Source organism: Wolbachia endosymbiont of Listronotus oregonensis (genome assembly GCF_031205055.1).
GTDB lineage: Bacteria > Pseudomonadota > Alphaproteobacteria > Rickettsiales > Anaplasmataceae > Wolbachia.
Genome location: NZ_CP102118.1, coordinates 316,637 through 342,259, shown reverse-complemented (window position 1 = coordinate 342,259; position 25,623 = coordinate 316,637). Strand labels below are relative to the sequence as shown.

The following is a 25,623-nucleotide window of genomic DNA, read 5'->3' as shown; positions in this document are numbered from 1 at the left end:
AAGAAATGTCTTCCTTAGCAGATAAAGTAAAATACTCTAGAGTGTTATTGAAGATCTCTGGTGAAGCTTTGATGGGGTCACAGTCTTTTGGCCATGATATGGGAATAATAAGCCAATTATGCAAAGATATAGCTGATGTTAACAGGCTTGGAGTTCAGGTATGTATTGTTGTTGGTGGTGGTAATATCTTTCGTGGCGCATCTGCGTCTTTAAGTGGCTGTGAAAGAGCAAGCAGTGATTATATTGGAATGCTTGCAACTATAATCAATGCTTTAATTTTACAAAACTTTTTAGAAAAAAATTTAGTAGCTTCTAGGGTATTATCTGCAATACCCATGGCCACTGTATGTGAACCTTACATAAGAAGGAAAGCTATTCGTCATTTAGAAAAAGGTAGAGTGGTAATTTTTGCAGCAGGCACAGGCAACCCATTTTTTACTACAGATACAGCTGCAGCCTTACGTGCTGTTGAAATGAATTGTGATGTTATTCTAAAGGGTACACAAGTAAATGGTGTATACTCCGCTGATCCAAAAAAAAATGAGGATGCTGTAATGTATGATAGGCTTTCTTACACGGATTTATTGACTCGTGATTTAAAAGTTATGGATGCATCAGCAATTTCACTTGCTCGTGAGAATTCTATTCCAATTATAGTTTTTTCTTTGAAGGGAGAAAAAATAGTCAATATTATTAAGGGTCAAGGTACTTATACTATAGTTTCAGATTGTAAACAGTAGGTAATTTATGTTAAATGAAATAAAAGCTAAAACAAAAGAAAGAATGCTAAAAACTATTCAGTCCTTTCATGATGATATTAAAGGCGTACGCACTGGTAGAGCTAGCGCATCGTTGCTTGATGGTATAGTTGTAAATATCTATGGTGGACATCAAAAGTTAAATCAGGTTGCAGGCGTTTCAGTTATAGATAACAAAACCCTATCAATTAAAGTTTGGGATATTAATGTTGTAGGTGAAGTGAAAAATGCTATATTAAATGCCAACTTGAATTTAAATCCTGTTGTTGAGGGCAATACCATACGTATAGCTCTTCCGGATTTAACACAAGAAACCCGTGAAAAATTAGTAAAATTATTGCATCAGTTTTCTGAAAATGCGCGGATTGCCATCAGAAATATACGCAGAGATGTTATGGAAGAAATAGAGAAAATGAAGGGAAATAAGGAGATCTCAGAAGATGATTTTCATGGTGCTAAGAAGGAAATACAAAATATTACTGATGATAATATAAAAAAGATTGATGGTGAATTGTCCATCAAAGAAAAGGATATATTGCATCACTAAGGTAATATGAAAGAAACCTTCAGTAGTGAAAAAGAAAAAATTATATGCAAAGGTGTCATGGAGGTAGTCGACACACAACTGTATGAACGTTGCAATATTGCACAGTATTATACAGTAAATGATGTCATTCCAGTGTCCTCTTTTTTGTCATCCCAGTGCCTTTTTTCCCTGTCATCCCAGTGCGTAACACTGGGATACATCTTATTTTCATCATGGACATTATATGCTCTAAGAATCTGTTATCCATTTCCCTCTTTCCTGTCATCCCAGTGCGTGACACTGGGATACATCTTATTTTCATCATGGACATTATATGCCCCAAGAATCTGTTGTTCATTGCATAATTTGCAAATATTTTTATACTTAGATCCCAGTGTCACGCACTGGGATGACAGGAAAAGGGCTACTGGGATGACACCTTTCAAGTAGAGATTGCTACTAAATCACTATTTTTGTACAGTGATATGTTAAGCACTCAGATGATATCGGGTGGTTTAGGTGAACTTTAAATGTTGAATCAAGAATCTTTACCGAAACATTTAGCAATTATTATGGATGGTAATGGTAGATGGGCGAACAATCAAGGAAAGGTAAAAATTGATGGTTATAAAAAGGGCAGTGAAGTTGCATACGATATTGCCAAGTATTGTACGGACCTAACCATACCCTACTTAACTTTGTATGCATTCTCTATGGAGAATTGGCTTAGACCCAAAAACGAAACTGACTGTCTATTTGATTTATTTTACTCCGTTTTAACTAATGAAGATAAAGTCAATTTCATTTGCAACTGTAACATTAAGTTGAATTTTATTGGCAATTTAAGTCTGTTATCCAGTAAAATATTGGATCAAATTAAAAAAGCAGAAGAAATGACACATAAGAACGATGGTTTATTACTCACTGTGGCAGTCAGTTACGGAGCAAAGCAAGAAATTACACAAGCTATAAGCAATATTATAAAAGAAAATATTGCTTATGTATCAGAAGAGGAATTTGAAAAATTTCTGTATACTAAAGATCTGCCAAAATTGGATTTATTAATTCGCACTGGCGGCGAAAAAAGATTAAGCAACTTTTTATTATGGCAAGCAGCTTATGCTGAATTGTATTTTTGTGATACTTTATGGCCTGATTTTTCTTGTCAAGATTTGAGTAAAGCATTAGAAGATTATAAAAAAGAGAGAAAAAATATGGTAGATAATAATTTTATAATTAGAATGTTGTCCTCAATAGTAATATTATTCATATTTTCCTTTGCTACATATTTCAGTGATTTATCGTTTTACCTATTGATTTTTTCAATAGCAGTTTTATCTTCTTTTGAATGGTATAATCTAACCCAAGGAAACAAAATTTTATACGTTTTCGCATTATTATTGATTGCACTACCAAGCGCCTCATTAATATATTTATATAACCTACCACAGGGAAAATACGCATTAGTATGGTTCGTCTTAACCATTTGGGGAATTGACATTACTGCCTACCTATTTGGTAAGAATTTTGGTGGAGCTAAAATTTGCCCAATTCTTAGCCCTGGAAAAACTTGGACAGGACTTCTTGGTGCGATTTTAGCTGGAGTAGTGTGCACAATTTTTGGATCAATATTTTTTGGTCTATTTTCAATTTTTTATTCTCCAATCATTGGCCTTGCAATCGCTATTCTAGCGCAACTTGGCGATTTCACTGAGTCGCTTGTTAAAAGAGCTTACGGTGTTAAAGATAGTGGAAGTATGATACCTGGCCATGGAGGAGTGCTCGATCGTATGGATAGTTTCATTTTTACTGCCCCTCTTCTTGCTATTTACATAAGCTAAGTCTGCAGAAGAAACAAAGTGCCATTAGAGGTCATCCCTAGTCAGCTCCCCAACCGCTTCTACAGTACAGTCATGGACAAACGTCTTTTCACAATAAGGGCAGGCTATTTCCTCTTCTTCTCCCATATCTAAATATATTAATGGATGGCCGGAACCCTCATTATTCTCATCACCATGACAACAAACTTTTCTATTATTAACCCTCACTTTTGACATGCTACTCCTTTAGCTTATAACATTTTATATATTGAATATACCCATTCAGAAATAAAAAACAACAAGCACTATTCTCCATTTTTTATCCTATTCAGGTTAATCAATTCGTTTTGAACGCCTTTTGATACAAATTTGCTAACATCTTCTCCTAATCTTGCTATTTCCTTTACAAAACTTGATGAGATAAATTGAGTATCTTCAGAAGCAGGAAGAAATATGGTTTCGATTTCAGGAAGAAGTTTATAATTTACCCAACTCATTTGAAACTCGTAATCAAAATCCGATACTGCTCTTAATCCTCTAATAATAACAGAAGCATTCTGCTCTTTGGCAAACTTCACTAGCAACCCATTAAAAGATATAACATCTGCATCAATTCCTAGCCCTTTGATTTCACTTTCAGCCATGCTTGTGCGTAGCTTTGTGTCAAAGGCAACATGCTTATTAACGTTTTCTGCAACTCCTATTATTAATTTATCGACTAGTTTACACGCTCTTTTGATTATGTCAATATGCCCAAAAGTTATAGGGTCAAATGTGCCAGGGTAGATTCCTATTCTGTTATTAATGTTCATCCTTTATTTTTATATAAACTACTTTAAAAACTTTTGATAGACATAATAACATTTTTTATCTAAAAATGAAAGTATACAGTTGGCCTGATAGCTCAGTTGGTAGAGCAAAGGACTGAAAATCCTTGTGTCGCTGGTTCGATTCCTGCTCAGGCCACCTTCTCTTTCTTGGCAAATTTGCCTTTTTGTTATAAAATACTCTATATCGTAATATAAATATTAGAGAGGCAAGTTATGGTGTATAAATATTACAATAAAGTATTTAAGATCTTATTAATTATAGTTCTATTATTAAGCAATATTACTTATGCTGGCGTTAGTGAAAAACCGGCATCTCAACATGTAACCAGAAAAGAAGAACCAGCGTCAACTGCCTTGACGGCAGAAAATACAGTAAATAATGACATAGTTGTTGGTTTGTTGAAAACGGAAGAAGCACATGAGCTTGGGCTATCTCAAAATATCTACGAGATGTTTAATAACTTTAGGGTTAAGACTGTACTGATTGATTATAATAAGATAATTAGCCTTAAAAAAATTCAGACAGAGTCACTTAATCTCGCAAAACAAGATGAAACATTGGCAAAGAAGCTGACATTAGACCGAATAAAAATTGAAGTTGCAAAGTTTATTAAAGAGCACAAAATAAATAGAATATTTATTCCGGATAATTTACACTCAGCACCCACTCCTTGTCGCCAGCTTGTTACTGAAGCAATTGCAAAAATAGTGGATGATAACCCTGCAATTCATTTACTTGGCATATGTGAAGGCATAATGAATGCAAAGGGAATTGAAGTAGTGAGTGTTGTGAGTGATGAAGAGAAGCGAAGATCTCATTTAAAATCAGCATCTAATCCACATAAAGAGGATGCACCTCTCGAGCAGATAAAGATCGTTCCAAACAGTCGTTTAGCGGAATTAGTAGCTAAATTCTTAATACCTAATGAAAATGGCTGGTTTTCAACATATTTTCCAGATGCTCATTCAGGGGCAGTAAGTAATACACCAGAAAATAGAAGAAAATTGGAGTTACTTGGATATAAAGTTGCAGCATTTTCCAGTGATGGGGTAATAGAGGCTATTGAAGATAAGCACGGTAATATTTACTTTCAATGTCATCCAGAAGCTCTTGTTGTAAAATCAGATAAAAACCTCTATTTATCAAATCACAAGGAACGTCAAGTGTCTACACTAGTTGCTATAGCGATTATAAATGATTTTCTTTATCGTGCTTAATGGCTATAGCTTTAGATTTACCAACGATTTGATAAACGACAAATTCGTCATCCCGCTGCTTGTTAGCGGGATCTAGAGATACCGCGGCGGTATGACTTGCATTAGCTATAAAATAGTAGTTTATATAAATCCCATAGCATGCCGAATGAAGCTTTTTTTGAGAAAATTTGAATTTTCAACTGCAATCAAGCCAAGATTTCTTAGTGCTTTAGCGCAGAATATTCTGTTGGAGAACATCCTATTTAATCCATCAGTTGCAAGCGCCATTGTAAAATTATCAAAGTATCTGTTACGTGAAATTTTCTTTAATAAATAACTACTGCCAACATCAATACCAGATGCTTTTGCAGCAACTATGTGCTTTATAACACTTTCTACATCTCTAATTCCAAGATTAAGCCCTTGACCTGCAACTGGATGAATTGAATGTGCTGCATCGCCGATAAGCAAAACTCTACCCTTATATAACTTTTTTGCGAAAACAAAACTTAAAGGATAAAGTTTTCTTTCACCCTCTAATTTTATCTCTCCTAAATAAGAACCAAATCTTTTTTTGAGCTCTATAATAAATTCTTCTTCAGACAGATCCATTAGCATTTTTGAAATTCCAGATTTTTCTGTCCAAACTATCGAAGAAGTATAGCCACCCTTCATCGGTAGAATTGCAAATGGACCGCCAGGAAAAAAACGCTCTACAGCTAAGTTTTGGTGATGCAGTTCATGCTTTACATTAAATACTATGCTACTTTGTTTATAATCAAATTTCACTGTCGGTATAGAAAATAACTCTGGTAGTTTAGAGTTTTTGCCTTCAGCGCAGATAAGTAGCGATGATATTAATTCCTGGTTATTATCAAGAATAACTTCCACATATCCTGAATCACAAGCAATTGTTTTATAGGAATGTGGAGAGTATATATTTAGTTTATTCAGAAAATTATTGTTGATTGCATTCCATATAGTAGCATTGTTAATAACATAACCCATTGGTTCTTCACCAACCATTTTATGATTGTAATGCACAGTAACCGCATCTAATATGCATATATCAAGTATTGGCTCAGCTTCGCTTTCTATAAACTGCCAAATCCCTAATTTTTCCAATATTTTTTTCGAGCCTTGAGAAATAGCAAATGCTCGGTTGTCATCTACTACACGTGGTAGACTATTTTTTTCAATCACAGCTACAGACACAGAGTCACAACTGAGGCCAATTGCAGTAATAAGACCAAGTAACCCACCACCTGAAATGATTACATCATAATTCATTTTATTCACGCTAATTGTAAAATTATATTTTATCTATTTTGAAAATAGTTTAAACAAACTTTGTATACTATGAGTAAAAGACTTTAAGGTTTTCCTATATACAAATTAAGTCTCTTAGAACCTGTCTTGAAAATGGCTAAGCATAGAAGTAATCATATTAGATTTCTTGCATAACCCAAACTAAGTAGAAAAAAGGCAACTCCCCTGTCATCCCAGTAGCCCTCTTCTTGTCATCCCAGTAGCCCTTTCTTGTCATCCCAGTAGCCCTTTCTTGTCATCCCAGTGCGTGACACTGGGATCTCATTTTACTTTATAATGATGTCATGGAAGTAGCTGACACTGGAATTCAGAAAAAGGATGATGTCATTCCAGTCTGGAATCCAGCCTTTCCATAATCATCAAAACGTTGTATTTTAACATAAAACAGCTATTTTTATACTTAATAAAATTCCTGGATCCCAGACTGGGATGACACCCTTCTGGTAGACAATGTTCGTACAGTTGTGGATTCATTCGCGGTATAAATTCCGCTAACTAGTAGCGGAATGACGGTTTTTCAAATTATAGGTAAACCTAATCCACTTTAGCTATAACATCTTTAGCAATGTCTTCATAAATCTCTGCCAAATCTTCACTTAGCATTAAAGGATTTCCACAATCAGAAGCATGACATATTTGTGGATCCAGAGGAATCCTGCCTAATAGTTTGATGCCCAGCTCCTCAGACATTCTTTTTGCGCCGTCTTTTCCAAATATGTATATTTCTGAGTCATTTTGAATGAAATAACTCATATTTTCCACAATGCCAATAATCGGTATACTGAGCTTTTTAAGCATATCATAAATTTTGCGAGCATCGATTAAAGAGAGCTCCTGTGGAGTTGAAACTATTATCGCCCCGGTTAAGTTAAAATTTTCCATAAGACTTAAATGCACATCGCCAGTTCCAGGTGGTGTATCAACTATCAAATACTCTATATCGGACCACTTTGTTCCCATGAGCAGATTATAAAGTGCTTTTGTGATCATAGGTCCGCGCCATATTGCTGCACGATCCTTGTCAACAAAATAGCCGATTGAAATAGTATGCAGTCCATACCTTTCTATAGGTATTGCTTTTCCACCCTGTATTTCTGGCTTTAATTTTTCAGTGCTAAGCATTTTAGGAATTGAAGGACCATATATATCTGCATCAACCAGCGCAACTTTATGTTTCAACTTTGCTAATGAGAGAGCAAGATTTAGCGCAACTGTGGACTTGCCCACACCGCCTTTACCAGAGGCCACAACGATTATATTTTTCACTCCTTCGATATGTAATTTAGCTTTTTGTTGCCCAGTTTGTTTTTGACAAGTAGCAACCACGATCACTTTTGTCACCCCCGGTATAGCTTTAACAGCTTGCTCACAATTTCTTCTTAATTCTTCGTTTGCTTGCGTGTTACCGGCAACTTCAAGCGCAAAACCAATGTCCCCGCCTTTAATAATGATTGAGGATATTATGCCAAGAGCGATCACATCTTTACCGCTTTTTTGCTCTATGACTTTTTTTAAGTTCTCTCTTACAATTTCTTCGTTGATCATTAGACCTCTTACATAGCAGATCCCAGTGCGGAACATTTGTTTCGGAAACAGTATGTTAAATGTTATAGCAGGTTTTGCCTAGAACACAAGCCAAGTACTGGTTCACTTTATGACAGTATCATGAAAGTAGCCTCTTTCTTGTCATCCAAGTAGCCCCTTCTCCTGTCATCCAAGTAGCTTGACACTGGTTTACTTTATGATGATGTCATGAAAGTAGCTGACACTGGTTCTTTTTTCTAGATCCCAGTGTCACGCACTGGGATGACAAAAAAGGAGCACTGGAATGACAGCAGTCCCACGTCATACCGCGATTCATTCGCGGTATCTCTTAACATAGATCCCGCTAACACGTAGCGGGATGACGAATATACCGCCACGAACCGTCATACCGCCACGAACCGTCATACCGCGATTCATTCGCGGTATCTCTTAACATAGATCCCGCTAACACGTAGTGGGATGACGGTTGTCGGTGAACCTAAGTTACTTTAGCTACAAACATTAAGAAATTTACCAAATGAAAAAAAAGGCAAAAGAAGCCCCGTGGTTATTATCCGCTTTAAAATATTGGCGTTTTTTATGTTTTAAACGCTTGACAAGCGAGATAGTACGCTGCTACGAAAATTACCTGCAAAAAGAAACCTCTACTCCTTATTCTTTGCCCTTCCTGCACGCTTACGTTCATTTGGATCAAGGAATTTCTTGCGTAAACGTATAGATTTTGGAGTTACTTCCACCAATTCATCATCATCTATATACGCTATCATATCCTCCAGTGTCATTATCTTTGGAGGAGTGAGTTTTATGGCTTCATCACTACCTGAAGCTCTTACGTTTGTTAATTGCTTACCTTTTAGCACGTTTATCTCCAAATCATTGTCACGGCTATGCTGGCCGACAATCATGCCACAATATACCTTATCCTGTGGCTTGATAAACATAATTCCCCTGTCTTGCAAATTGAAAATTGCATACGCCACAGCCTCACCCTTATCTGTAGAAATTAAAACTCCATTGCGCCTTCCAGAAATTGGACCTTTATGTGGAGCATAACTATGAAATAAACGGTTAATTATGCCTGTGCCCCGAGAATCAGTTAAAAACTCTCCTTGATAACCAATTAATCCTCTTGATGGCACTAAAAACGTTAATCTTGTCCTACCATTACCAGAAGGTCTCATGTCAGTCACTTCACCTTTTCGGAAGCTGAGTTTTTCCATGATGATTCCACTATATTCATCATCTACATCAATTACTACTTCCTCTATAGGTTCAAGTTTTTTGCCATCTTCTTCCTTAAATAGCACGCGAGGGCGTGATACTGAAAGCTCAAAACCTTCTCTCCTCATATTTTCAATTAACACTCCAAGCTGTAGCTCACCACGTCCACCTACTTCAAACGCTTCACCACTTGATGCCAAAGTTACGGTAATTGCAACATTTGTTTCTGCTTCTGCATATAAACGATCCTTTATAACGGTTGAGGTAAGCTTTGTTCCCTCTTGTCCGGCAAAAGGTGAATCATTAACACTCAGAGTAATCGCCATCGTCGGCGGATCAACTGGAGTTGAGCTTACTGCAGTTGTAACCTCTGGTACTGCTATAGTGTCAGAAACTGAAGCTTTCTCAAGTCCTGCAATTGCAATTATGTCTCCCGCCACAGCTTGTTCTACTGGAATACGTTTCAAGCCAGAAAATGAGAGCAACTTAGTTAATCTCCCTCGTTCAATTACTTTACCGTCCAGATCAAGTACCTTAAGATCTGAATTGACTTTTGCAACGCCCTGATAAACCTTTCCTGTCAATATTCTGCCAAGAAACTTATCAGACTCAAGTAGAGTGACCAACATAGCAAAAGGGGCATTTTGATCATAAACAGAAGGTTTTATATAATCTATAACCGTTGAAAATAATGGGCTTAAATCTTTTCTTTCATCAGAAAGCTCCTTAGCACACCAACCATTTCTACCTGAAGCATACAACACTGGAAAATCTAGCTGCTCGTTGGTTGCATCAAGGTTAAAAAATAACTCATATATTTCATTTAATACTTCATCAATTCTGCTGTCTGGTCGGTCGACCTTATTGATTATCACAATTGGCTTCAAATTTGCTTTTAGTGCTTTTGACAACACAAATTTAGTTTGTGGCATGGGACCTTCCGCAGCGTCAACCAGCAGCAACACACCATCTGCCATGCACAATACCCTTTCTACTTCTCCACCAAAGTCTGCGTGCCCTGGCGTATCAATAATATTGATTTTTTCATCACCCCACATTATTGATGTGCATTTTGCAAGTATTGTAATTCCGCGCTCACGTTCTTGGTCGCCACTATCCATAACTCGCTCTTGAACTTCTTGATTCTCACGGAACGTGCCACTTTGTTTTAACATGTTATCAAGCAAAGTAGTTTTACCGTGGTCAACGTGTGCGATTATTGCTATATTACGGATCGATTTAAATTCGTTCATTTTCTATCATTTCAAAATTAATTTAGTAATAAGTATACATAAAATACACTTGGAGTAAATAACTAAAGCTGTGTATAAGTGCTGTGTTTCCAAGATATTATAGGATTACTTTGTTAAATATTCTCTACTCCCAGGTTTTGTTATGGGTAGTTGTTTTAATTCACTTGGAAGTTCTTCCTCGCTGTAGTTTTGGATGTTCAGTTCAATCAAAGATATGACAGGAAAAGGCAGTTTCGTTTCACTATTCCTCTTTATTAGAGAAGCTTCAGCAATGACTTTACCTCCCTCCCCTTCTGCACATTTCACTGCTTCAAGTGAAGATTTGCCTGTGGTTATCACATCCTCGATAAGTAATATTTTCTCACCCTTTTTGATCTTAAATCCACGGCGTAATTCAAACTTGCCATTAACGCGCTCGCAAAACATTGTCTTTATTCCAAGCTGCCTGCCAATCTCATAACCTACAACTATTCCGCCAATTGCAGGAGATAATATTAAATCTATGGAGCTATTTAATTCTTTTTTTATTTTATCTGCCAGTAATGCGCAAACTTTCATGGCTCTGCTTGGATTTTCAAAAATTTTAGCGCATTGTATATATGTATTGCTATGCAATCCAGAAGATAAAAGAAAATGCCCATGCAAAATTGCTTCTGCTTCTTTAAATTCTTTTATTATTAGGTTGTTTTCGTCTAATATCATTTTTTAAGTTTCACTATTACATTCTTTATTAATTATCTGAGTGATACAAATATCAGACCACACGTTTATTGCAGTTTCAAACATATCGATGATTGTATAAATAGGCAAAATCAGTCCCATAATATGCAGAGGAACATTCATCGACATGAGATAACTGGTTGCCATAAAATAGCACCCCATCGGCACTCCAGCGTTACCAATTGCTGCACTAGTTGCTAAAAAAATCCATATAAACATTTCGCTTAAGGAAAATGCGCATCCATTCATCTCTGCAACAAACATTACAGTGATTAGTATAAATGCAGCACATGCATTCATATTAATTGTTGTGCATATTGGTAAAATAAAGGACGACAATTTCTTTGGCACCTTTAGCTTATTTTGCACACAGTCTATAGTTGTTGGCAATGTTGCACTGGATGATTTAGAAAAAAACGCAAGTGTGAGTGCCGGCATAACCCCTTTCAGCGTTTGAATTGGTGATATGCCTTTATACCACATAAGTAGCGGTAAAATCAGAAATGCCTGCACAAAATTTGCAGACATTATGCAAACAAAATACCATAAAAGACTGTAGAACTCGCTACCACCTTTTAATTCGTGCAAAAAACATGTAATAAAAGACCACACAGCAAGTGGAACAAGCTTTAGTAACCCCTGAGCAATTTTAAGTAACGTATCGAAAAGTGCAGAGAATATTTGATGTAATATGTCCTGCTTTTCTTTTGAAAGTGAAACAATAGCTCCACCCATCAAAAAAGCGATCAATATGCTACCAATAACGTTATTTTCAAGAAAAACTTGCACAAAATTCGAAGGAATGAGTGATTTTAAGTATGAAAAGTAACTGTAATTGTTATTATCCAAACTTCCTATCGTGTTACATATGAAATTTTTTTTCACTGGGTCTATTAGCAGGTAAAACAATAATGCAACAAACGCAGCTATAATAGTTGTAAGCAGCGTATAAAATAGTGTTTTCTTAACTAAGGTTTTAATTTCGATTGAGTCTTTAAGTCCTGAAATTGTGGAAACTATTGATAGAAAAACTAAAGGTAAACTTATTAATTTCAACAAACTAACAAATATGTCACTAAACAGCTTTGCTATTTCAAATATAATCTCACTGTTTAAATAGTAAGCAACTATTGCAAACAGTATAGAAAAGAGTATTGCAAACTTGTGCATTGAAAATAAAACTTCAAAGTAACATTATACAACAATTTTGCTGTTTTGGAATCAGATTGATAGACAAAATAACTTTACAAATTAGGAAAAGATAAGAGGATGCGTTTATTCGGAGACAGTAGACTTCTTGCATAACCCAAACTAAGTAGAAAAAGGTATCATCCGAGTAGTTGACACTGGTTCCTTTATGACGGCAGTGCCCAGATACTGGAATCCAGCCTTTCTGCAATCTCATCGAAAACGTTTTTCTATGCTAGTTTGCTTGTGAGCAAGCAAACTTTCCTGGATCCCAATGTCTGGGCACTTTAGACAATGTTACAAAAAATAATATCATAGAATTCAATAGGATAATTCCTAGAGAATTACTCATCTACAAAAAGCCAAATCGTGTTAATGCTGTTTAGATGTAAAAGATAAGCTAAATCTTTACAGGGAATTTAAAACAGTAGAATACCTTTGATTGAAAGAAAGCACCAACTTTATGGGGGTGAGCAACTGCAACTACTACCACTAAATCAATAAATCTTAATAGGGGAAAACATTATGAAAACGTCAAAATTGACATTAGTATGTGACATATATGAATTAACAAATAAAGATAGAAAGAATATTCAAAAACTAGCAAGAAAAATAGAAGAAGGGGAAGGTGTTGCCGAAAAGTTTAGAAATAGAATATTCAAAAAGTCCAGCTATAACGCAAGCACGATTCTTTTAGCGAAAATAACTTACGAGTATCAGGGTAGAGAGGAGACATTGTCACTACTACATTATGCTATAAGTCATAAAAATAATCAAGCTGTAAAAGATCTTTTAGAAGAAGCCAAAAAACAAAAACTATTAAAGGAAGTTCTGAATGAAGAAATAACCACAAAACATTCAGATGGTCGGGAAGAAACTCATACAATACTTACAGATGCTATATCACGTAGAGACAATGACATGATTAGAGCAGTGTTAAAGATCTCTGAGGAAAATGGTATCTTGAAAGAGATTGTCAAAAAAAGAATAACGATAAAACATTCAAATGGCGAGGAAATGACTTACACCCCATTTACCTATGCTGAAGCACGTAAAAATAGTGAGGCTGTAGAAGAAATCTTAAAATTCTCCGGAGAACTTGTTAGTAGGAGAGCAACCCAGAAGCCCACTGTTGTAACAGCCAAAACTACTACAGCTAGAAGTGAAAAAGTGCTTCAAGATACTATTGGTAATATCGAGACACCGGCTGACGCATATGAAAATAGTAATAAAAGTAGTCTTGAAGAATCTATAGAACATGAATATCTTGAGCCATGCGAAAATAGTAATGAAAGTAATACAATAGCTATAGAGCACATCGCTGCTTCAATAGAAAAGCTTGATAATACTGGAATATGCGAAAAAAATGAAACTGCTGTAACAGAAACTGACATACAAGAACCAAATGCTTCCAACAGCCTTTCTTCTGCTGCATGTTTTGATAATGGATCTAGCAAAGAAAATACTGCAGACAAAAAAGAAAAACCATCAATGCAACAAAGACGAGCAATCTTGGCTGGTAGTGTTGGTGCGGCGTTACTAGTCAGTAGTGTTGTAGCTTATATATTGAAAATGTATGCCATAGCGATTATTGGGGGAAGTGTTGGATTAGCGTGTATAAGTTTTGCGTTGTATGATGCACTAAAGCCCAGCACACAGCTCGAGAAAGTGGAAAATGTAGAGCAACTAGATGTTAAATCTCTTCCTAGTTTGTGAAGGAAATGCTCTACCGAAATTAATATATTGATATCCTTACTATTATTAATAACAAATAAATATTTAAAAAATTTCTTGACTTCCGCCAAAATAGATGGCTTTATGCCAATACTACTAAGAAAATAGTAGTAAACATTAAAAAAAATTGAAGCGTTAATTAGTGAGGATTTTTACATGAGTAATAATAACAATAACCGAGAATCAGTGTTAGCACGACTACTATCAAAGACCCCTGAGCAGCTAAAACTATACTGCAAACTGCTCGATAATGAGAAAAGACAAGATCTTTATCAAAAGGTGCTAAAGGAAATGCGTGAGAACCCAGAGGTTAATCAGGTGAAGAAGCTGAACGAAATAGCTGCTGTTATAGAAGAGGCCATTGAAGAGTGAAGAAAGTGAGTTTATTAATTAATACATATAAGATATTAACACGATTAGGAGTATCCTCATGAGAGAGAATAAGCAGTGCATATAGGAATTTATACGGGTTTTACAGTTAATAAAAAAATAATGTTTGTGTCTGTAGAATGGAATAGTTTTATTAATTTAGTGAGGTTGGTATGTGTAATATCATAGAAAAGTATTTAGTAGATAAGAAAGATGTTAATGTTAAGAATGATGAAGGGAATACGCCTTTGCATTTAGCTGTGGAAGAAGGTAATCTTGAAGCAGTTAAACATCTTATAGAAAAAGGTGCTGGTATTAATGCTGTTAATAGGTATGGATATACTCCTTTGTATATTGCTGCTTATAAAGGTAGCACAGATATAGCTGTATATCTTGTAGAGAAAGGGGCTAATGTTAGTGATAACATTCTACATGAAGCAAGTAACTTAGATATAGTAAGACATTTTATAGCAAAAGGAGCTAATATTAATGCTACTAAAGAAAATGGTGAAACATTTCTGCATATAGCTGCTATAGACGGTAAGTTAGAAATAGTTCAATATCTAGTGGAAGAAAAAAACTTCAACATAAATGCAGCAAACAAGAAGGGTAATACTGTTCTGCATCACGCTGCTCATGGTGGTTGTGAGAGAACAGCTAGATATCTAGTAGAAAAAGGAGCAAACGTGAAAGCAACTAATAGACATGGGATAACACCCTTGCATATAGCTGCTTTTTGTGGGTACTCATATGTGGTAGAAAATCTTATAGAAGATGGTGCCGACAAGAATGCCATTAGTAGCAATGGTTGTACGCTAGCACATTATGCAGCTATAGGCGATGAGTCTGGTATGTCATGTGTCCTTGAATATCTAGTAGAAGAAGAAGGAATAAATTTTAATGTCACTGATAATCTAGGTAGTACACCACTACATTGGGCAGCTTATTGGAATAATAGTGAAGTAGTAGAGTATCTTGTGGAGAAGCGAAACGTGGATATAAATGTAACTGACAATGAGGGCAGAACGCCTCTACATTGGGCTGCTTACCACGCTAACATTGATTTAGTAAAATATTTCATAGAGAGAGGAGCTGAAATTAAGGCCACTAAGAAATATGGGAATACACCATTACATTATGCCCTTAATGGTCAATGGAATGATGATTATTTAGAGGTAGTTGAATACATAGCAGGAACAAGAAAATTAACTATTCCCGAAAATGTTGAAAACGTTGAGAAGGACAGCTTGGACATCATCAAATATGATTTTTACTGAAGTCTTACTCTCTTACGGTAGTGCAAAGGAAAGTCTCCTTTAATAGAATCTTAGGTTAAAGAGTATATCTTTTCTTGAGATTCTTTTAAAGAGACATGACTAATGACACAAAGTTAACAGACTACGAAGTAGGGAAAAAATTAAAACATGAGAGGGAAAAGAAAAGATATACTCAGGCAGGTCTAGGAAGTAAAGTCGGAGTATTAGAGAAGCAAATGTCCAGATATGAGCGAGGGGAAAATCCGATTTCAATCATTATATTCTGTATGATAGTAGTGGAACTAATGATTGATATGGCAAAACTACTGCCTGAATCGATGGCATCAGAGAAAGGTGAGGTAGAAAAAACATTAAATCTAGTTAGAGAATGTAAAAAATTTAGGAACCAGGAATTATGTAAGATAGCCTCTGCATTAAATAAATCTATCCAGGTGGGGGAAGAAGAAGGTAAAAAAGCAGGAAAGATTAAAGTAGCAAAGAATTTACTTAAAGCGGGTATTTCTGTTGATATCATTCTCCAAACAACAGGCTTGTCTAAAGATGAACTTGAGAAACATAATAAAACAGAGATAGTTAATTTTATAGCCTATAAAACAGGGAAAATATGAAAGACTGGAGGCTAGCAAGAGGACGTTCTCAGGAGGATTTAGGAAATGAAGTCGGTTTAACAGGTGGTCAAATACGACGCTATGAGCAAGGAACACATATCATGACAATAGGAAAACTATGTAACGCAGCAGACAAATTATCAACGCACGCTCAAACTCTACTGCCGAAAATTAGTGAACTAATAGAAAAAGGCAATGTTGAAATTGAAAGAAGTAATGAGGATAGAGAAGGAGAAAATGGAGTACTAGATTTAGTGAGAGAGTATAATAAAATTGAGGATGAAGAAATACGTGATAAATTTTATTCATTAATTATGTCAGTATCTAAAAGAATACAGATTGATAAAGAAAAGGGTAAAAAAATAGGGAGAACAGAAATGGCAAAAAATCTACTTGAAGTGGGTATTCCTACCAATGTAATATGTCAAGTGACTGGCCTACACAATCTTGAAGCTATAAGATAATTTCTTTAGAAAATCTCTTAAACCATTAACCTAACATTACCTCCTTTCACACTTGTGCCATTTCCGCTTAACTTGCTACGCCTGTCAGATTAACGACATTGTGATCTGCTGTCTATTTTAATATCACTATCGTTATAATATAAAGAACTTAATGACTGACTGTGTGGAATTGGTTGCACTTTACTTAACCTGCTACTTGGACCTGACTGATCGTTATTGCTACTGCCAGAACTTGACAGGCTTGACGACCTACTACGCGACATTGGCAGCACATTTGAATCATTGGCAGCTTGAGCATTTGGTTTTTGTTGCTGATCAAATTTAGCATTAGAAGCCTGAATAGCTGATTCTTGTTGTTGATCGTTAGTACCTTGAGCATAGGGTTGTTGTTGGCTAGTACTTGCCTCTTCATTCTGAGCTATTCTGCTATATCCTATATAGTTAAACAATTCTTGCGTAAAGTTTTGTAACTCTTTTCTCGTTTTTCTACTCTCTTCTGTAGATCTCCTTATATGTTAAAAACAAGTTCATAAATATTACAAAGTGGTAATATTAAGAACATGCAGAGAAGAGGAACCGTAGATCGCCTTGGTCATAAAGGACCGTAATTTAGCAAGGTTCTCTTCCCTGATTATTTACTGAAAAGTTCCGAACAACTGATTGAGCTTTTAGGCTCGTATATAAGGGTGGAAAATGCAGTATTACATGTTATTCTATGGAGGAATTATGAATTTATCAAATATCATTGCTGGCATTGATGTTAGCAAAAATAAACTAGATATCCACATTCATCCACTTGGACATTATAAAGTATTTGAAAATAACGTTCAAGCTATTGATCAAATACTCGACTTTTTGCATTTACATAATGTAATCAAAGTTGGACTTGAAGCAACTGGTGGGTACGAAAAATTATGTGCTTATACTTTACTAAGCCATGGTTTCGAAGTATATGTAATTCAACCTAGATGGGTGAGAGACTATGCAAAAAGCCTTGGTATTGCTACTAAAACTGATAAAATAGACTGCAGCATTATCTCACGTTATATTAATAATACAGATATGCGCGTTACTCCTTTAAAAGTTAGTAATGTTGACTTCTTGAGGCAAAAGCTATCTCGTAGAAATCAACTAGTAGAAATGGCAAAAATACAAAAAACTCAAGCTCATCAAGTAACTGATATATCCATAATCAAACAAATGGAAGAGCTACTTGTCATATTACAGAATCAAATTCAAGTTTTAGAAGATGAGATGATTGAGTTGATTGAACAAAGTCAAGAGCTTAAAAAAAAATACATATCAATAACTAGTATACCAGGTGTAAGTAAAATCACAGCTATTACTATTATTTGTTATCTGCCAGAATTAGGAACTCTTCAAAGAAAGCAAATATCTAGCATTGCCGGAGTTGCACCTTTTAATCGAGACAGTGGTTTTAATAAAGGAAAAAGGTGCATTCAAGGCGGTAGGTCACAAATTAGAACAGTCTTGTATATGTGTATTCTTAGTGCGCGGAAATGGAATTCTTTCATAAAAACTTTTTTTGATAGGTTACATAATCAATATAAAAAACCATATAAAGTTGCTTCCACTGCTGCTATGAGAAAGTTACTTTTACTTGCTAACTCTTTAGTAAGAGATGACAGGGTTTTTACTGAGGAATACAGCCCTAAGTCTGCTTAGATCCAACACTAGCAGATTAGTGTGGATGTGGATAAGTGCGCTTACACAGACTGAAAGCACTTATCCACATCCACACTTTTTAAAAGAATTTAAATCAAATATTACAACTTATTTTTCCAACAGTTGCTGGTGCTCCTGGAACTTGAGTTGGAAGTAGTGCTAAAAAACCGTTTTGTTCTTCAATGGCAATATGGCGAAACCTTACTGATTTACTCGGAAAAAGTTTTAAACTTTCAGTTCGACCAAAACTAATTGGTAAAATATTAATAGCTCCAGTTAATGCTGTCATATTGAATGCTGGATTTGAAAGTGGATTTTGCATAATGTTTAGCTCCTATTAAAAATTAATATAAAATTCAGATTCCTTTACGGACAATAATACCCCTCTCTTCAAGTTGTTTTATTGCTGCTGTTTTTTGCTCTTCAGTTATATTTGCTGGCCAGACAATTGCATGATCAGCAAGTAAAGCTACGCGAGTAATGATTACTGCTTTAATATCTGCATCTTTACTATTTACATCGTTTATAATCACACCTATTGCTGTTTGAGTACCATCTGTGCCTAGCGGATTTAGAGCTCTTATAAAGCCCCCATCATCTGTCTTTTTGCTAACCACTGCTCCAAGCTTTAGGTTTTGTCCCTTAGCAACAGTAATTTGGTCACGTGAGTATAGATTTGATGCCTCATATTTTAAGAGGTCACCAAGATTATTTGGTTCAGTTATACAAGACATGTTTTTCTCCTGGAAATTTTGGCTGATAAAGTTATTAATTTTGTTTTTTCCGCTGAATTTGTAGTTGCTATAGTCCGCGGAATAGCTTTAGCTTTGTAGGTTTATATATTTTGTCGTGCCTTGGCTGCCTGCATCAATAAATCCTCCGAAATTACGTAAAATATGTTAAAAGCATCTTTGGCTTTATAGCCCACCAAGTAAAAATTATTTTTCAGTATTTTTCATTTCTCTATTGACTTTTAACACAACTGCTACATTCTTCTTCAAGTTTTGCATTCCCTCTTATGACCCTATCACAATCTTCTCGAAGCTTCTTATTCTCTATTCTAGAGCTCTCTATATAAGTGTCAGTATCAGCTATAGACTTCTCTGCTCTTTTCAATACATCATCCATAATCTTTGTCCATTTAATGTACTCTTCCATAATATATTTTCCAACACCACCTTCTATATAAGAATCAGGTTTAAATTTATGTGCTAAATTATTCTTGATTATTTTTATGATTTCAAAAAATCTATTTCTCACTTTTTCATGGCTGATTTCCTTATTACCTGTTATTTCAAGGATGTCTCTTACTTTTTTTCCGTATTCATTATTGCCGTTAAAATACGATGCTAAACAATGCGCATAACCGTATAACACCCTTTCTTGTTCAAAATTAATCTCTGAATTTTCCTTCGTTTCCTGTGATGAATTCCCTTCCAGAAGGAAAGAAAACCATGATTTCTTCTCTTTGTTTTTCTTTTTTCTACGTTAACACACATCTTACTGCACATCAATAAAACGCTAACATATTCTTATATGTTAAAAACAAGTCTTTATAAATGTTACGAAATAGCGGTATAAAGACACGCAGAGAGGAGGAACCGTACATATTCTTGGTCATAAGGACCGTTTTGCAGCAAGGTTCTCCTCTCTGGTTTATTATACTGAAAGTTCCGAACAACTGGTTGAGCTTTTAGGCTCGTATATAAGGGTGGAAAATGCAGTATACACATTATTTATGGAGGGATTATGAATTTATCAAATATTATTACTGGCATTGATATTAGCAAAAATAAACTAGATATCCATATTCATCCACTTGGACATCATAAAGTATTTGAAAATAACGTTCAAGCTATTGATCAAATACTTGACTTTTTGCGTTTACATAACGTAACCAAAGTTGGACTTGAAGCAACGGGTGGATACGAAAAATTATGTGCTTATACTTTATTAAGACATGGTTTTGAAGTATATGTCATTCAACCAAGATGGGTAAGAGACTATGCAAAAAGCCTTGGTATTGCTACTAAAACTGATAAAATAGACTGTAGCATCATCTCACGTTATGTTAGTAATACAGACATGCGTGTCACTCCTTTAAAAGTTAGTAGTATTGACTGTTTGAAGCAAAAATTATCTCGCAGGAATCAACTAGTAGAAATAGCAAAAATACAAAAAACCCAAGCTCATCAAGTAACCGATTTATCTATAATCAAACAAATGGAAGAGCTACTTGCAGTTTTACAAAATCAAATTCAAGTCTTAGAAGATGAGATAATGGAATTAGTCGATAAAAATCAAGAGCTTAAAAAAAAGTATATGTCAATAACTAGTATACCTGGTGTAGGTGCAATAACAGCTATTACTTTTATTTGTTATCTACCCGAGCTTGGAACTCTCCAACATAAAGAAATATCCAGCCTTTCCGGAGTTGCACCTTTTAATCGAGATAGTGGTTTTAGTAAGGGAAAAAGGTGTATTCAGGGTGGTAGATCACAAATTAGAAAGGTTTTACATATGTGCATTCTTAGTGCGCAAAGGTACAATTCTTATATAAAAATCTTCTTTGATAGGCTATACAATCAATATAAAAAACCATATAAAGTTACCTCTACTGCTGCAATGAGAAAATTACTTATCCTTGCTAACTCTTTAGTAAGAGACGGTAGACTGTTTACTGAGGAGTATAGCCCTAAAACTGCTTCTATATAGCAATAGCATAGCTGTGAATAAGTACGCCCACACAAATTTTAAGTACTTATTCACAGCTACATCAATTTTTCTATTGACTTTTAACACAACTGCTGCGTATGCAGAAGGCATTAATTCAAATGAATATACAATTCACAAGGTTATTAGTCATATTACTGGGATAACTGGTATGAAAATCATTGAAGCTATAATTGAAGGCGAAAGAGATTCTGAAAAATTAGCAGAATTCAGGGACGTGCGAATGAAAAATGATCAGTCTACTATTGCAAAAGCGTTAGCTGGTGACTATAGAGAGGAACACTTATTCACGCTAAAGCAAGAATTTGAATTATATAATATTTATCAAGAAAAAATAGCAGAATGTGATAGAAATATTGAAGCCTATTATAAAACGTTTGAAACAAAGTCTTGTGAAAGCAAACAGCTAAGTAAGCAAAAGAATAAAAATAGCAAAAGTAAGCCAAGCTTTGCTTTGTATGAGGAACTGCACCGAATAACTGGTATGGATTTCACTAAAATTCCTGGATTTGATGTATTAAGTATACAAACCATAATTTCAGAAGTTGGTATAAACCATAGTAAATGGCCAACAGAAAAGCACTTTTCGTCGTGGTTGGGACTCAGTCCTGCTAATAAAGTTACAGGGGAAAAAGTGTTTAACACAAGAACACGTAAAGTCATTAACCGTGCTGCGAATGCTTTGCGAATAGCTGCTCATTCTGTAGGAAATAGTAAAAGTGCGTTGGGTGCATACTACAGAAGATTGAAAAAACGACTAGGAGCACCAAAAGCAATAACAGCTACTGCAAGAAAAATGGCATGCATATTTTATAGTATGCTCAAATACGGACAGGAATATGTAGAAAAAGGAATGGAATACTATGAAACACGCTATAAAGATAGAACTGTAAAAAATTTGATCAAAAAAGCGAGCGAATTTGGCTACATATTAGTTCAACAAGAAGAGTTAGTTGAGTGAGTTTCTTAGGAGAAGATACCTTAAGAAAAGTTCTGGAATTGATAAACGGCAGTGATTTAGCAATAGATAATTTTATTCATGTTGCATCTATTTGGGGACATGCAAGTAAGCACAGTAGGTTGATTGATGATTTTTATTTTAGTTCTATTTATTGTGAGCACAAAAGTACTATATTACATTTACTAGCTGAAAATAGTGACTGTGAAGCAATTCAAGGAATACTAACGCATATAAAAGAAAAACATTCAGATAGATTTAGTTGTGTTCTTAATGCTAAGAATAAGTATAATATTACCCCATTACATTCAGCTGTTTATGGTGGAAACTTGAATGTAATAGAATATCTTGTTGAAAAAAACGCAGATATCAACGCTAAAGATAAAGACGGTTTAATTCCATTACACGTGGCTGCTGAGTATGAAAACTTAGAAGCAGTAAAGTACTTCATTGAGAAAGGTATTGATGTGAACGTTAAAGATGGATGTGGTAGTACGCCATTACATATGGCTGCTTTGTATGGAAATTTGGAGATAGTGGAATATCTTGTTGTAAGAGGTGCAGATATTAATGCTGAGGCTAAAGGAATATTTTACAGTGGGACTTCATTACATATGGCTGCTAAAGGTGGAAACTTGGAAGTAGTGGAATATCTCGTTAAAAGAGGAGCTTATTTAAGTGCTGAGGATAAAGATGGTATGACTCTATTACACGTTGCTGCTGAGAATGGTAACTTGGATATAGTTAAGTACTTCGTTAACAAAGGTGCTGACATTAACGCTAGGAATAGTATTGGTAATACTCCATTATATATGGCAGCTTTTTGTGGAAAGTTGGAGGTAGTGGAATATCTTGCGGACAAAGGTGCTAACGCTAACATCAAGAACAAAGCTGGCAATACTCCATTACATCTTGCTGCTATCAGAGAAAAAGTTAATATAGCTAAAGTGCTACTAGAACACAATGCAGATATTAATGCTGAAAATGATGAGGGAGCAACAGTGTTACACTATGCTATTATAGGAAAAAACTTGGAGGTGGTGAAGTACATTATCGAAAAAGGTGCCAATGTCAACGCTAAGGATAAAGATGGCAAAACACCACTACATCATGCTTCTAAGAAACTTCCCATTAGTTATTCCTGTTGAACTAAGATATAACCGAATTCCTGTGCCTTTTTGATTAAATTTTTTACAACTTTCTCTTTGTAACGTGTTTCATAATAATCTATTCCTCTTTCTACATATTCTTGTCCATACTTCAACATACTATAAAAGATACATGCTAATTTCCTTGCCGTAGCAGTAATCGCTTTTGGTGCACCTAGTCGTTTTTTTAACCTTCTACAATATGCACCTATTCCGCTATTGCTTCTTGATACACAGTGAGCAGCCATTCGAAATGCATTCGCGGCACGATTAATGACTTTACGTGTTCTTGTGCTAAACACTTTTTCCCCTGTAATTTTATTAGCAGGGCTTAGCCCCAACCACGAAGTAAAATGCTTTTCTGATCGCCATTTATTATAGTTAATACCAACTTCCGAAATGATAGTTTGTACAGTTAGTATATCCAATCCAGGAATTTTGGTAAAATCTATACCAGTTACTCGATATAATTCTTCATGCAAAGCAAAGTTTGGTTTACTTTTTCTGTGCTTATTTTTCTCTTCACCTAACTTTTTACTCTCATCAGACTTTGTCTCAAATGTTTTATAATATTCTTCAATGCTCCTGTCACATTCTGCTACTTTTTCCTGATAAATATTATATAGCTCAAATTCTTGCTTTAATGTAAATAGGTGTTCTTTTCTATAGTTTCCTGCTAATGCTTTTGCAATAACAGATTTATCACTTTTTATTCGTCCATCTCTTAGTTCAGCCAATTTTTCAGGATTATTCTCACCATCTATTATTGCTTTAATAATTTGCATTCCAGTTACACCAGTTGTATCGCTTATAACTTTATGTAGTTGAATATTCATTTGTGTTAGCGCTTTTTGCATACGCAAAGTATGTGTAGAAGCATTTTCAATTAAATTTTTACGTTGCCGAACATAACTACGCAATACACACATTTGATCATCTGGCCTAAATGACCCTTGGAGTAACCCGTAACTGTGTAGTTGTTGAATCCATTGACAATCTTGCACATCTGATTTTCTCCCAGGTACATTTTTAACATGTTTTGCGTTTACCAGTTTTACTTCAAATCCGTGTGATTCAAGTACTTGAAACAAAGGAATCCAGTACACTCCTGTTGACTCCATGGCTACTGTATTAACTTTACATTTTTTCAACCATTTTGCTATGTTGTAGAGATCTTCCGTAAAGCAGCTAAATTTTTGTATACGTTGTTCATCGCTTCCTTCGGGTACACATACATAATGTACAGCCGAGCCAACATCGATTCCTGCTGCATTAGGATTCGTTATCTCTAATTTACTTTTGAACTTTGCCATTTTTAATCTCCATTATATAATAATCCATAATTGAGAAGTGCTTAAGCTTGGGACGATTGAGTTATACATTCTTCTAATCGAGGTAGCCCAAAAGGCTCCATCAGTGGTTCGACCGTTCCTCCAAAGCCACGCTGTCCTACGGGCACTTAAGGCACCATTGCACAGTTCGGCTATAACTGCAAAAAGCTCTTCTCTACAAAATTATACATAAAATTTGCCATACACTCAGCTAGGAAGTTTCTTTTTGGTTTGACAGGTTTTATCTGTCCGGCGCTGTTCTGATGGGAAAAGTTGATATAGCTATGGTATTACTAAAACACAATGCAAATGTTAATGCTAGAAATAATTGGGGAATGAAAGTATTAGGTTATGCCGCTGATGACCACCAAGAGCTTGTGGAATTGCTTTTAGCTCATGGTGCATCCTATGACTACTAGAAATTTTGCATTTAATTTATAGCTCCGCTTCTATCAGGGCATAGGATGACAGAAGTGGGCTTTAATAGCTGTAGTACTATAGCTGTTATACTCCAAAAGTAAGTATTAGATATAACAAATAGAAGAAATTAGATAGAATGATTAAAGGGGCAAGGATATAAAGGTTTAACTTGAAATAACCTGATAAAATTTGAATCACACTTCCAAGTGCTGGCACCCATGAAAGTAATAAAGTTGCAAAAATTAGCAAATTTTTTGTAACTTTTGGCATTGTATATTCGTTTTCTAATTTGTGGTATGATTCTCGCATTAAGATTGTTATTCTACCTAAATACCAGTTAACTATTCCACCAAGGCTTGATCCTAGTACTCCAAAAAATAACATAAGTAGTAGATTGTGATGTGATCTAAAGTACAGCATAGCTTCAAACATAAAGCCTTGGTGTATAGGCAAGATTAACGATGATAATAGGCTATCTTTAAACAGCAGAAAGTAATCTTCCATATAA

At 35.2% G+C, this 25,623-nt stretch carries 26 protein-coding genes, 1 tRNA gene and 3 pseudogenes; 16 read left to right on the top strand and 14 right to left on the bottom strand.

Annotation, left to right across the window (positions count from 1 at the left end):
• Positions 1 to 5 precede the first annotated feature (5 nt).
• The gene (gene pyrH / locus NMD99_RS01775) at positions 6 to 740 is read left to right on the top strand and encodes a UMP kinase (protein WP_182182811.1); all 735 of its coding nucleotides are present in this window, start codon (positions 6 to 8) and stop codon (positions 738 to 740) included.
• Between the two features lie 7 nt (positions 741 to 747).
• A complete protein-coding gene (frr, locus tag NMD99_RS01770) occupies positions 748 to 1,305 on the top strand; it encodes a ribosome recycling factor (RefSeq protein ID WP_164224746.1) in 558 nt (185 codons plus the stop codon).
• A 124-nt stretch (positions 1,306 to 1,429) separates the two neighbouring features.
• Here the strand turns inward: frr and NMD99_RS01765 are convergent, their stop codons facing one another.
• On the bottom strand, positions 1,430 to 1,642 hold the full coding sequence (locus tag NMD99_RS01765) for a hypothetical protein (RefSeq protein ID WP_265016780.1): 213 nt from the start codon (positions 1,640 to 1,642) through the stop codon (positions 1,430 to 1,432).
• Positions 1,643 to 1,814: 172 nt separating this feature from the next.
• Between NMD99_RS01765 and uppS the strand changes: the two are divergent.
• Together uppS and NMD99_RS01755 are read left to right on the top strand one after the other, a co-directional pair.
• A pseudogene (uppS, locus tag NMD99_RS01760) lies at positions 1,815 to 2,509 on the top strand (polyprenyl diphosphate synthase).
• The gene (locus tag NMD99_RS01755; RefSeq protein ID WP_253309667.1) at positions 2,499 to 3,125 is read left to right on the top strand and encodes a phosphatidate cytidylyltransferase; all 627 of its coding nucleotides are present in this window, start codon (positions 2,499 to 2,501) and stop codon (positions 3,123 to 3,125) included. Before uppS ends, NMD99_RS01755 begins: the two are co-directional and overlap by 11 nt.
• A 24-nt stretch (positions 3,126 to 3,149) precedes the next feature.
• Here the strand turns inward: NMD99_RS01755 and NMD99_RS01750 are convergent, their stop codons facing one another.
• Positions 3,150 to 3,341 (bottom strand): zinc-finger domain-containing protein, encoded by a 192-nt coding sequence (locus NMD99_RS01750; RefSeq protein WP_253309666.1) that lies wholly within the window; start codon positions 3,339 to 3,341, stop codon positions 3,150 to 3,152.
• A 68-nt stretch (positions 3,342 to 3,409) separates the two neighbouring features.
• Positions 3,410 to 3,916 (bottom strand): pantetheine-phosphate adenylyltransferase, encoded by a 507-nt coding sequence (coaD, locus tag NMD99_RS01745; protein WP_253309665.1) that lies wholly within the window; start codon positions 3,914 to 3,916, stop codon positions 3,410 to 3,412.
• Positions 3,917 to 3,997: 81 nt separating this feature from the next.
• On the opposite strand from coaD, the gene NMD99_RS01740 reads away from it, so the two are divergent.
• Together NMD99_RS01740 and NMD99_RS01735 are read left to right on the top strand one after the other, a co-directional pair.
• Positions 3,998 to 4,070: transfer RNA gene (locus tag NMD99_RS01740), tRNA-Phe, on the top strand.
• An 80-nt stretch (positions 4,071 to 4,150) separates the two neighbouring features.
• On the top strand, positions 4,151 to 5,152 hold the full coding sequence (locus NMD99_RS01735; protein ID WP_309166919.1) for a gamma-glutamyl-gamma-aminobutyrate hydrolase family protein: 1,002 nt from the start codon (positions 4,151 to 4,153) through the stop codon (positions 5,150 to 5,152).
• A gap of 120 nt (positions 5,153 to 5,272) precedes the next feature.
• Here NMD99_RS01735 and ubiH read toward each other — a convergent pair whose 3' ends face one another.
• From ubiH to NMD99_RS01710, 5 genes are all read right to left on the bottom strand, one after another.
• Positions 5,273 to 6,421 carry a 2-octaprenyl-6-methoxyphenyl hydroxylase gene (gene ubiH / locus NMD99_RS01730; RefSeq protein ID WP_253309980.1) on the bottom strand — a complete coding sequence of 383 codons (1,149 nt, stop codon included), beginning with the start codon at positions 6,419 to 6,421 and terminating at the stop codon, positions 5,273 to 5,275.
• A 573-nt stretch (positions 6,422 to 6,994) separates the two neighbouring features.
• A complete protein-coding gene (locus NMD99_RS01725; protein WP_253309664.1) occupies positions 6,995 to 8,005 on the bottom strand; it encodes an Mrp/NBP35 family ATP-binding protein in 1,011 nt (336 codons plus the stop codon).
• Between the two features lie 644 nt (positions 8,006 to 8,649).
• The gene (gene typA / locus NMD99_RS01720) at positions 8,650 to 10,479 is read right to left on the bottom strand and encodes a translational GTPase TypA (RefSeq protein WP_253309662.1); all 1,830 of its coding nucleotides are present in this window, start codon (positions 10,477 to 10,479) and stop codon (positions 8,650 to 8,652) included.
• 105 nt (positions 10,480 to 10,584) lie between these two features.
• Positions 10,585 to 11,181 (bottom strand): orotate phosphoribosyltransferase, encoded by a 597-nt coding sequence (pyrE, locus tag NMD99_RS01715; RefSeq protein ID WP_309166545.1) that lies wholly within the window; start codon positions 11,179 to 11,181, stop codon positions 10,585 to 10,587.
• A gap of 3 nt (positions 11,182 to 11,184) precedes the next feature.
• Positions 11,185 to 12,369 carry a dicarboxylate/amino acid:cation symporter gene (locus NMD99_RS01710; RefSeq protein ID WP_264732084.1) on the bottom strand — a complete coding sequence of 395 codons (1,185 nt, stop codon included), beginning with the start codon at positions 12,367 to 12,369 and terminating at the stop codon, positions 11,185 to 11,187.
• A gap of 543 nt (positions 12,370 to 12,912) precedes the next feature.
• Between NMD99_RS01710 and NMD99_RS01705 the strand changes: the two genes are divergently transcribed.
• The 5 genes from NMD99_RS01705 (at position 12,913) to NMD99_RS01685 (ending at position 16,839) form a co-directional block, all read left to right on the top strand.
• Entirely contained in the window at positions 12,913 to 14,103 is a 1,191-nt protein-coding gene (locus NMD99_RS01705) for a WD_0033/WD_0034 family tandem repeat-containing protein (protein ID WP_265017533.1), read from the top strand.
• Between the two features lie 174 nt (positions 14,104 to 14,277).
• Positions 14,278 to 14,493: a hypothetical protein gene (locus tag NMD99_RS01700; protein ID WP_264688148.1), complete on the top strand. Its 216-nt coding sequence runs from the start codon at positions 14,278 to 14,280 to the stop codon at positions 14,491 to 14,493.
• Positions 14,494 to 14,663: 170 nt separating this feature from the next.
• Positions 14,664 to 15,767: an ankyrin repeat domain-containing protein gene (locus tag NMD99_RS01695; RefSeq protein ID WP_309166543.1), complete on the top strand. Its 1,104-nt coding sequence runs from the start codon at positions 14,664 to 14,666 to the stop codon at positions 15,765 to 15,767.
• 95 nt (positions 15,768 to 15,862) lie between these two features.
• The gene (locus tag NMD99_RS01690; protein ID WP_309166541.1) at positions 15,863 to 16,375 is read left to right on the top strand and encodes a hypothetical protein; all 513 of its coding nucleotides are present in this window, start codon (positions 15,863 to 15,865) and stop codon (positions 16,373 to 16,375) included.
• Positions 16,372 to 16,839, top strand: coding sequence for a helix-turn-helix domain-containing protein (locus NMD99_RS01685; RefSeq protein ID WP_309166539.1), 468 nt, complete (start codon positions 16,372 to 16,374; stop codon positions 16,837 to 16,839). Before NMD99_RS01690 ends, NMD99_RS01685 begins: the two co-directional genes overlap by 4 nt.
• Before the next feature lie 89 nt (positions 16,840 to 16,928).
• On the opposite strand, the gene NMD99_RS01680 is transcribed toward NMD99_RS01685, so the two are convergent.
• The gene (locus NMD99_RS01680) at positions 16,929 to 17,288 is read right to left on the bottom strand and encodes a hypothetical protein (protein ID WP_309166538.1); all 360 of its coding nucleotides are present in this window, start codon (positions 17,286 to 17,288) and stop codon (positions 16,929 to 16,931) included.
• Between the two features lie 277 nt (positions 17,289 to 17,565).
• On the opposite strand from NMD99_RS01680, the gene NMD99_RS01675 reads away from it, so the two are divergent.
• Complete coding sequence (locus tag NMD99_RS01675; protein WP_253308968.1) at positions 17,566 to 18,525, top strand: IS110 family RNA-guided transposase; 960 nt, start codon at positions 17,566 to 17,568, stop codon at positions 18,523 to 18,525.
• Between the two features lie 112 nt (positions 18,526 to 18,637).
• Here NMD99_RS01675 and NMD99_RS01670 read toward each other — a convergent pair.
• From NMD99_RS01670 to NMD99_RS01660, 3 genes and pseudogenes are all read right to left on the bottom strand, one after another.
• Positions 18,638 to 18,847 (bottom strand): annotated as a pseudogene (locus tag NMD99_RS01670) (major capsid protein); the annotation flags it as partial.
• 34 nt (positions 18,848 to 18,881) lie between these two features.
• Positions 18,882 to 19,259 (bottom strand): head decoration protein, encoded by a 378-nt coding sequence (locus tag NMD99_RS01665; protein ID WP_264687786.1) that lies wholly within the window; start codon positions 19,257 to 19,259, stop codon positions 18,882 to 18,884.
• A gap of 229 nt (positions 19,260 to 19,488) precedes the next feature.
• Positions 19,489 to 19,902, bottom strand: a complete 414-nt coding sequence (locus NMD99_RS01660; protein WP_309166537.1) for a hypothetical protein — start codon at positions 19,900 to 19,902, stop codon at positions 19,489 to 19,491.
• Between the two features lie 372 nt (positions 19,903 to 20,274).
• Between NMD99_RS01660 and NMD99_RS01655 the strand changes: the two genes are divergently transcribed.
• The 3 genes and pseudogenes from NMD99_RS01655 to NMD99_RS01645 all read left to right on the top strand — a co-directional run bounded on the left by NMD99_RS01655 (position 20,275) and on the right by NMD99_RS01645 (position 23,364).
• Complete coding sequence (locus tag NMD99_RS01655) at positions 20,275 to 21,240, top strand: IS110 family RNA-guided transposase (RefSeq protein ID WP_309165561.1); 966 nt, start codon at positions 20,275 to 20,277, stop codon at positions 21,238 to 21,240.
• Between the two features lie 83 nt (positions 21,241 to 21,323).
• A pseudogene (locus tag NMD99_RS01650) lies at positions 21,324 to 22,219 on the top strand (transposase); the annotation flags it as partial.
• Complete coding sequence (locus tag NMD99_RS01645) at positions 22,216 to 23,364, top strand: ankyrin repeat domain-containing protein (RefSeq protein ID WP_309166536.1); 1,149 nt, start codon at positions 22,216 to 22,218, stop codon at positions 23,362 to 23,364. The pseudogene NMD99_RS01650 and the gene NMD99_RS01645, both read left to right, overlap by 4 nt.
• Here NMD99_RS01645 and NMD99_RS01640 read toward each other — a convergent pair.
• Positions 23,352 to 24,677 carry an IS110 family RNA-guided transposase gene (locus NMD99_RS01640; RefSeq protein WP_309165749.1) on the bottom strand — a complete coding sequence of 442 codons (1,326 nt, stop codon included), beginning with the start codon at positions 24,675 to 24,677 and terminating at the stop codon, positions 23,352 to 23,354. The two genes, NMD99_RS01645 and NMD99_RS01640, sit on opposite strands and share 13 nt — an antisense overlap.
• A gap of 281 nt (positions 24,678 to 24,958) precedes the next feature.
• Here NMD99_RS01640 and NMD99_RS01635 point away from each other — a divergent pair, with 281 nt between their 5' ends.
• The gene (locus NMD99_RS01635) at positions 24,959 to 25,114 is read left to right on the top strand and encodes an ankyrin repeat domain-containing protein (RefSeq protein WP_309166534.1); all 156 of its coding nucleotides are present in this window, start codon (positions 24,959 to 24,961) and stop codon (positions 25,112 to 25,114) included.
• A gap of 85 nt (positions 25,115 to 25,199) precedes the next feature.
• Here the strand turns inward: NMD99_RS01635 and NMD99_RS01630 are convergent, their stop codons facing one another.
• Positions 25,200 to 25,619: a YqaA family protein gene (locus NMD99_RS01630; RefSeq protein ID WP_253309412.1), complete on the bottom strand. Its 420-nt coding sequence runs from the start codon at positions 25,617 to 25,619 to the stop codon at positions 25,200 to 25,202.
• Between the last annotated feature and the right edge of the window lie 4 nt (positions 25,620 to 25,623).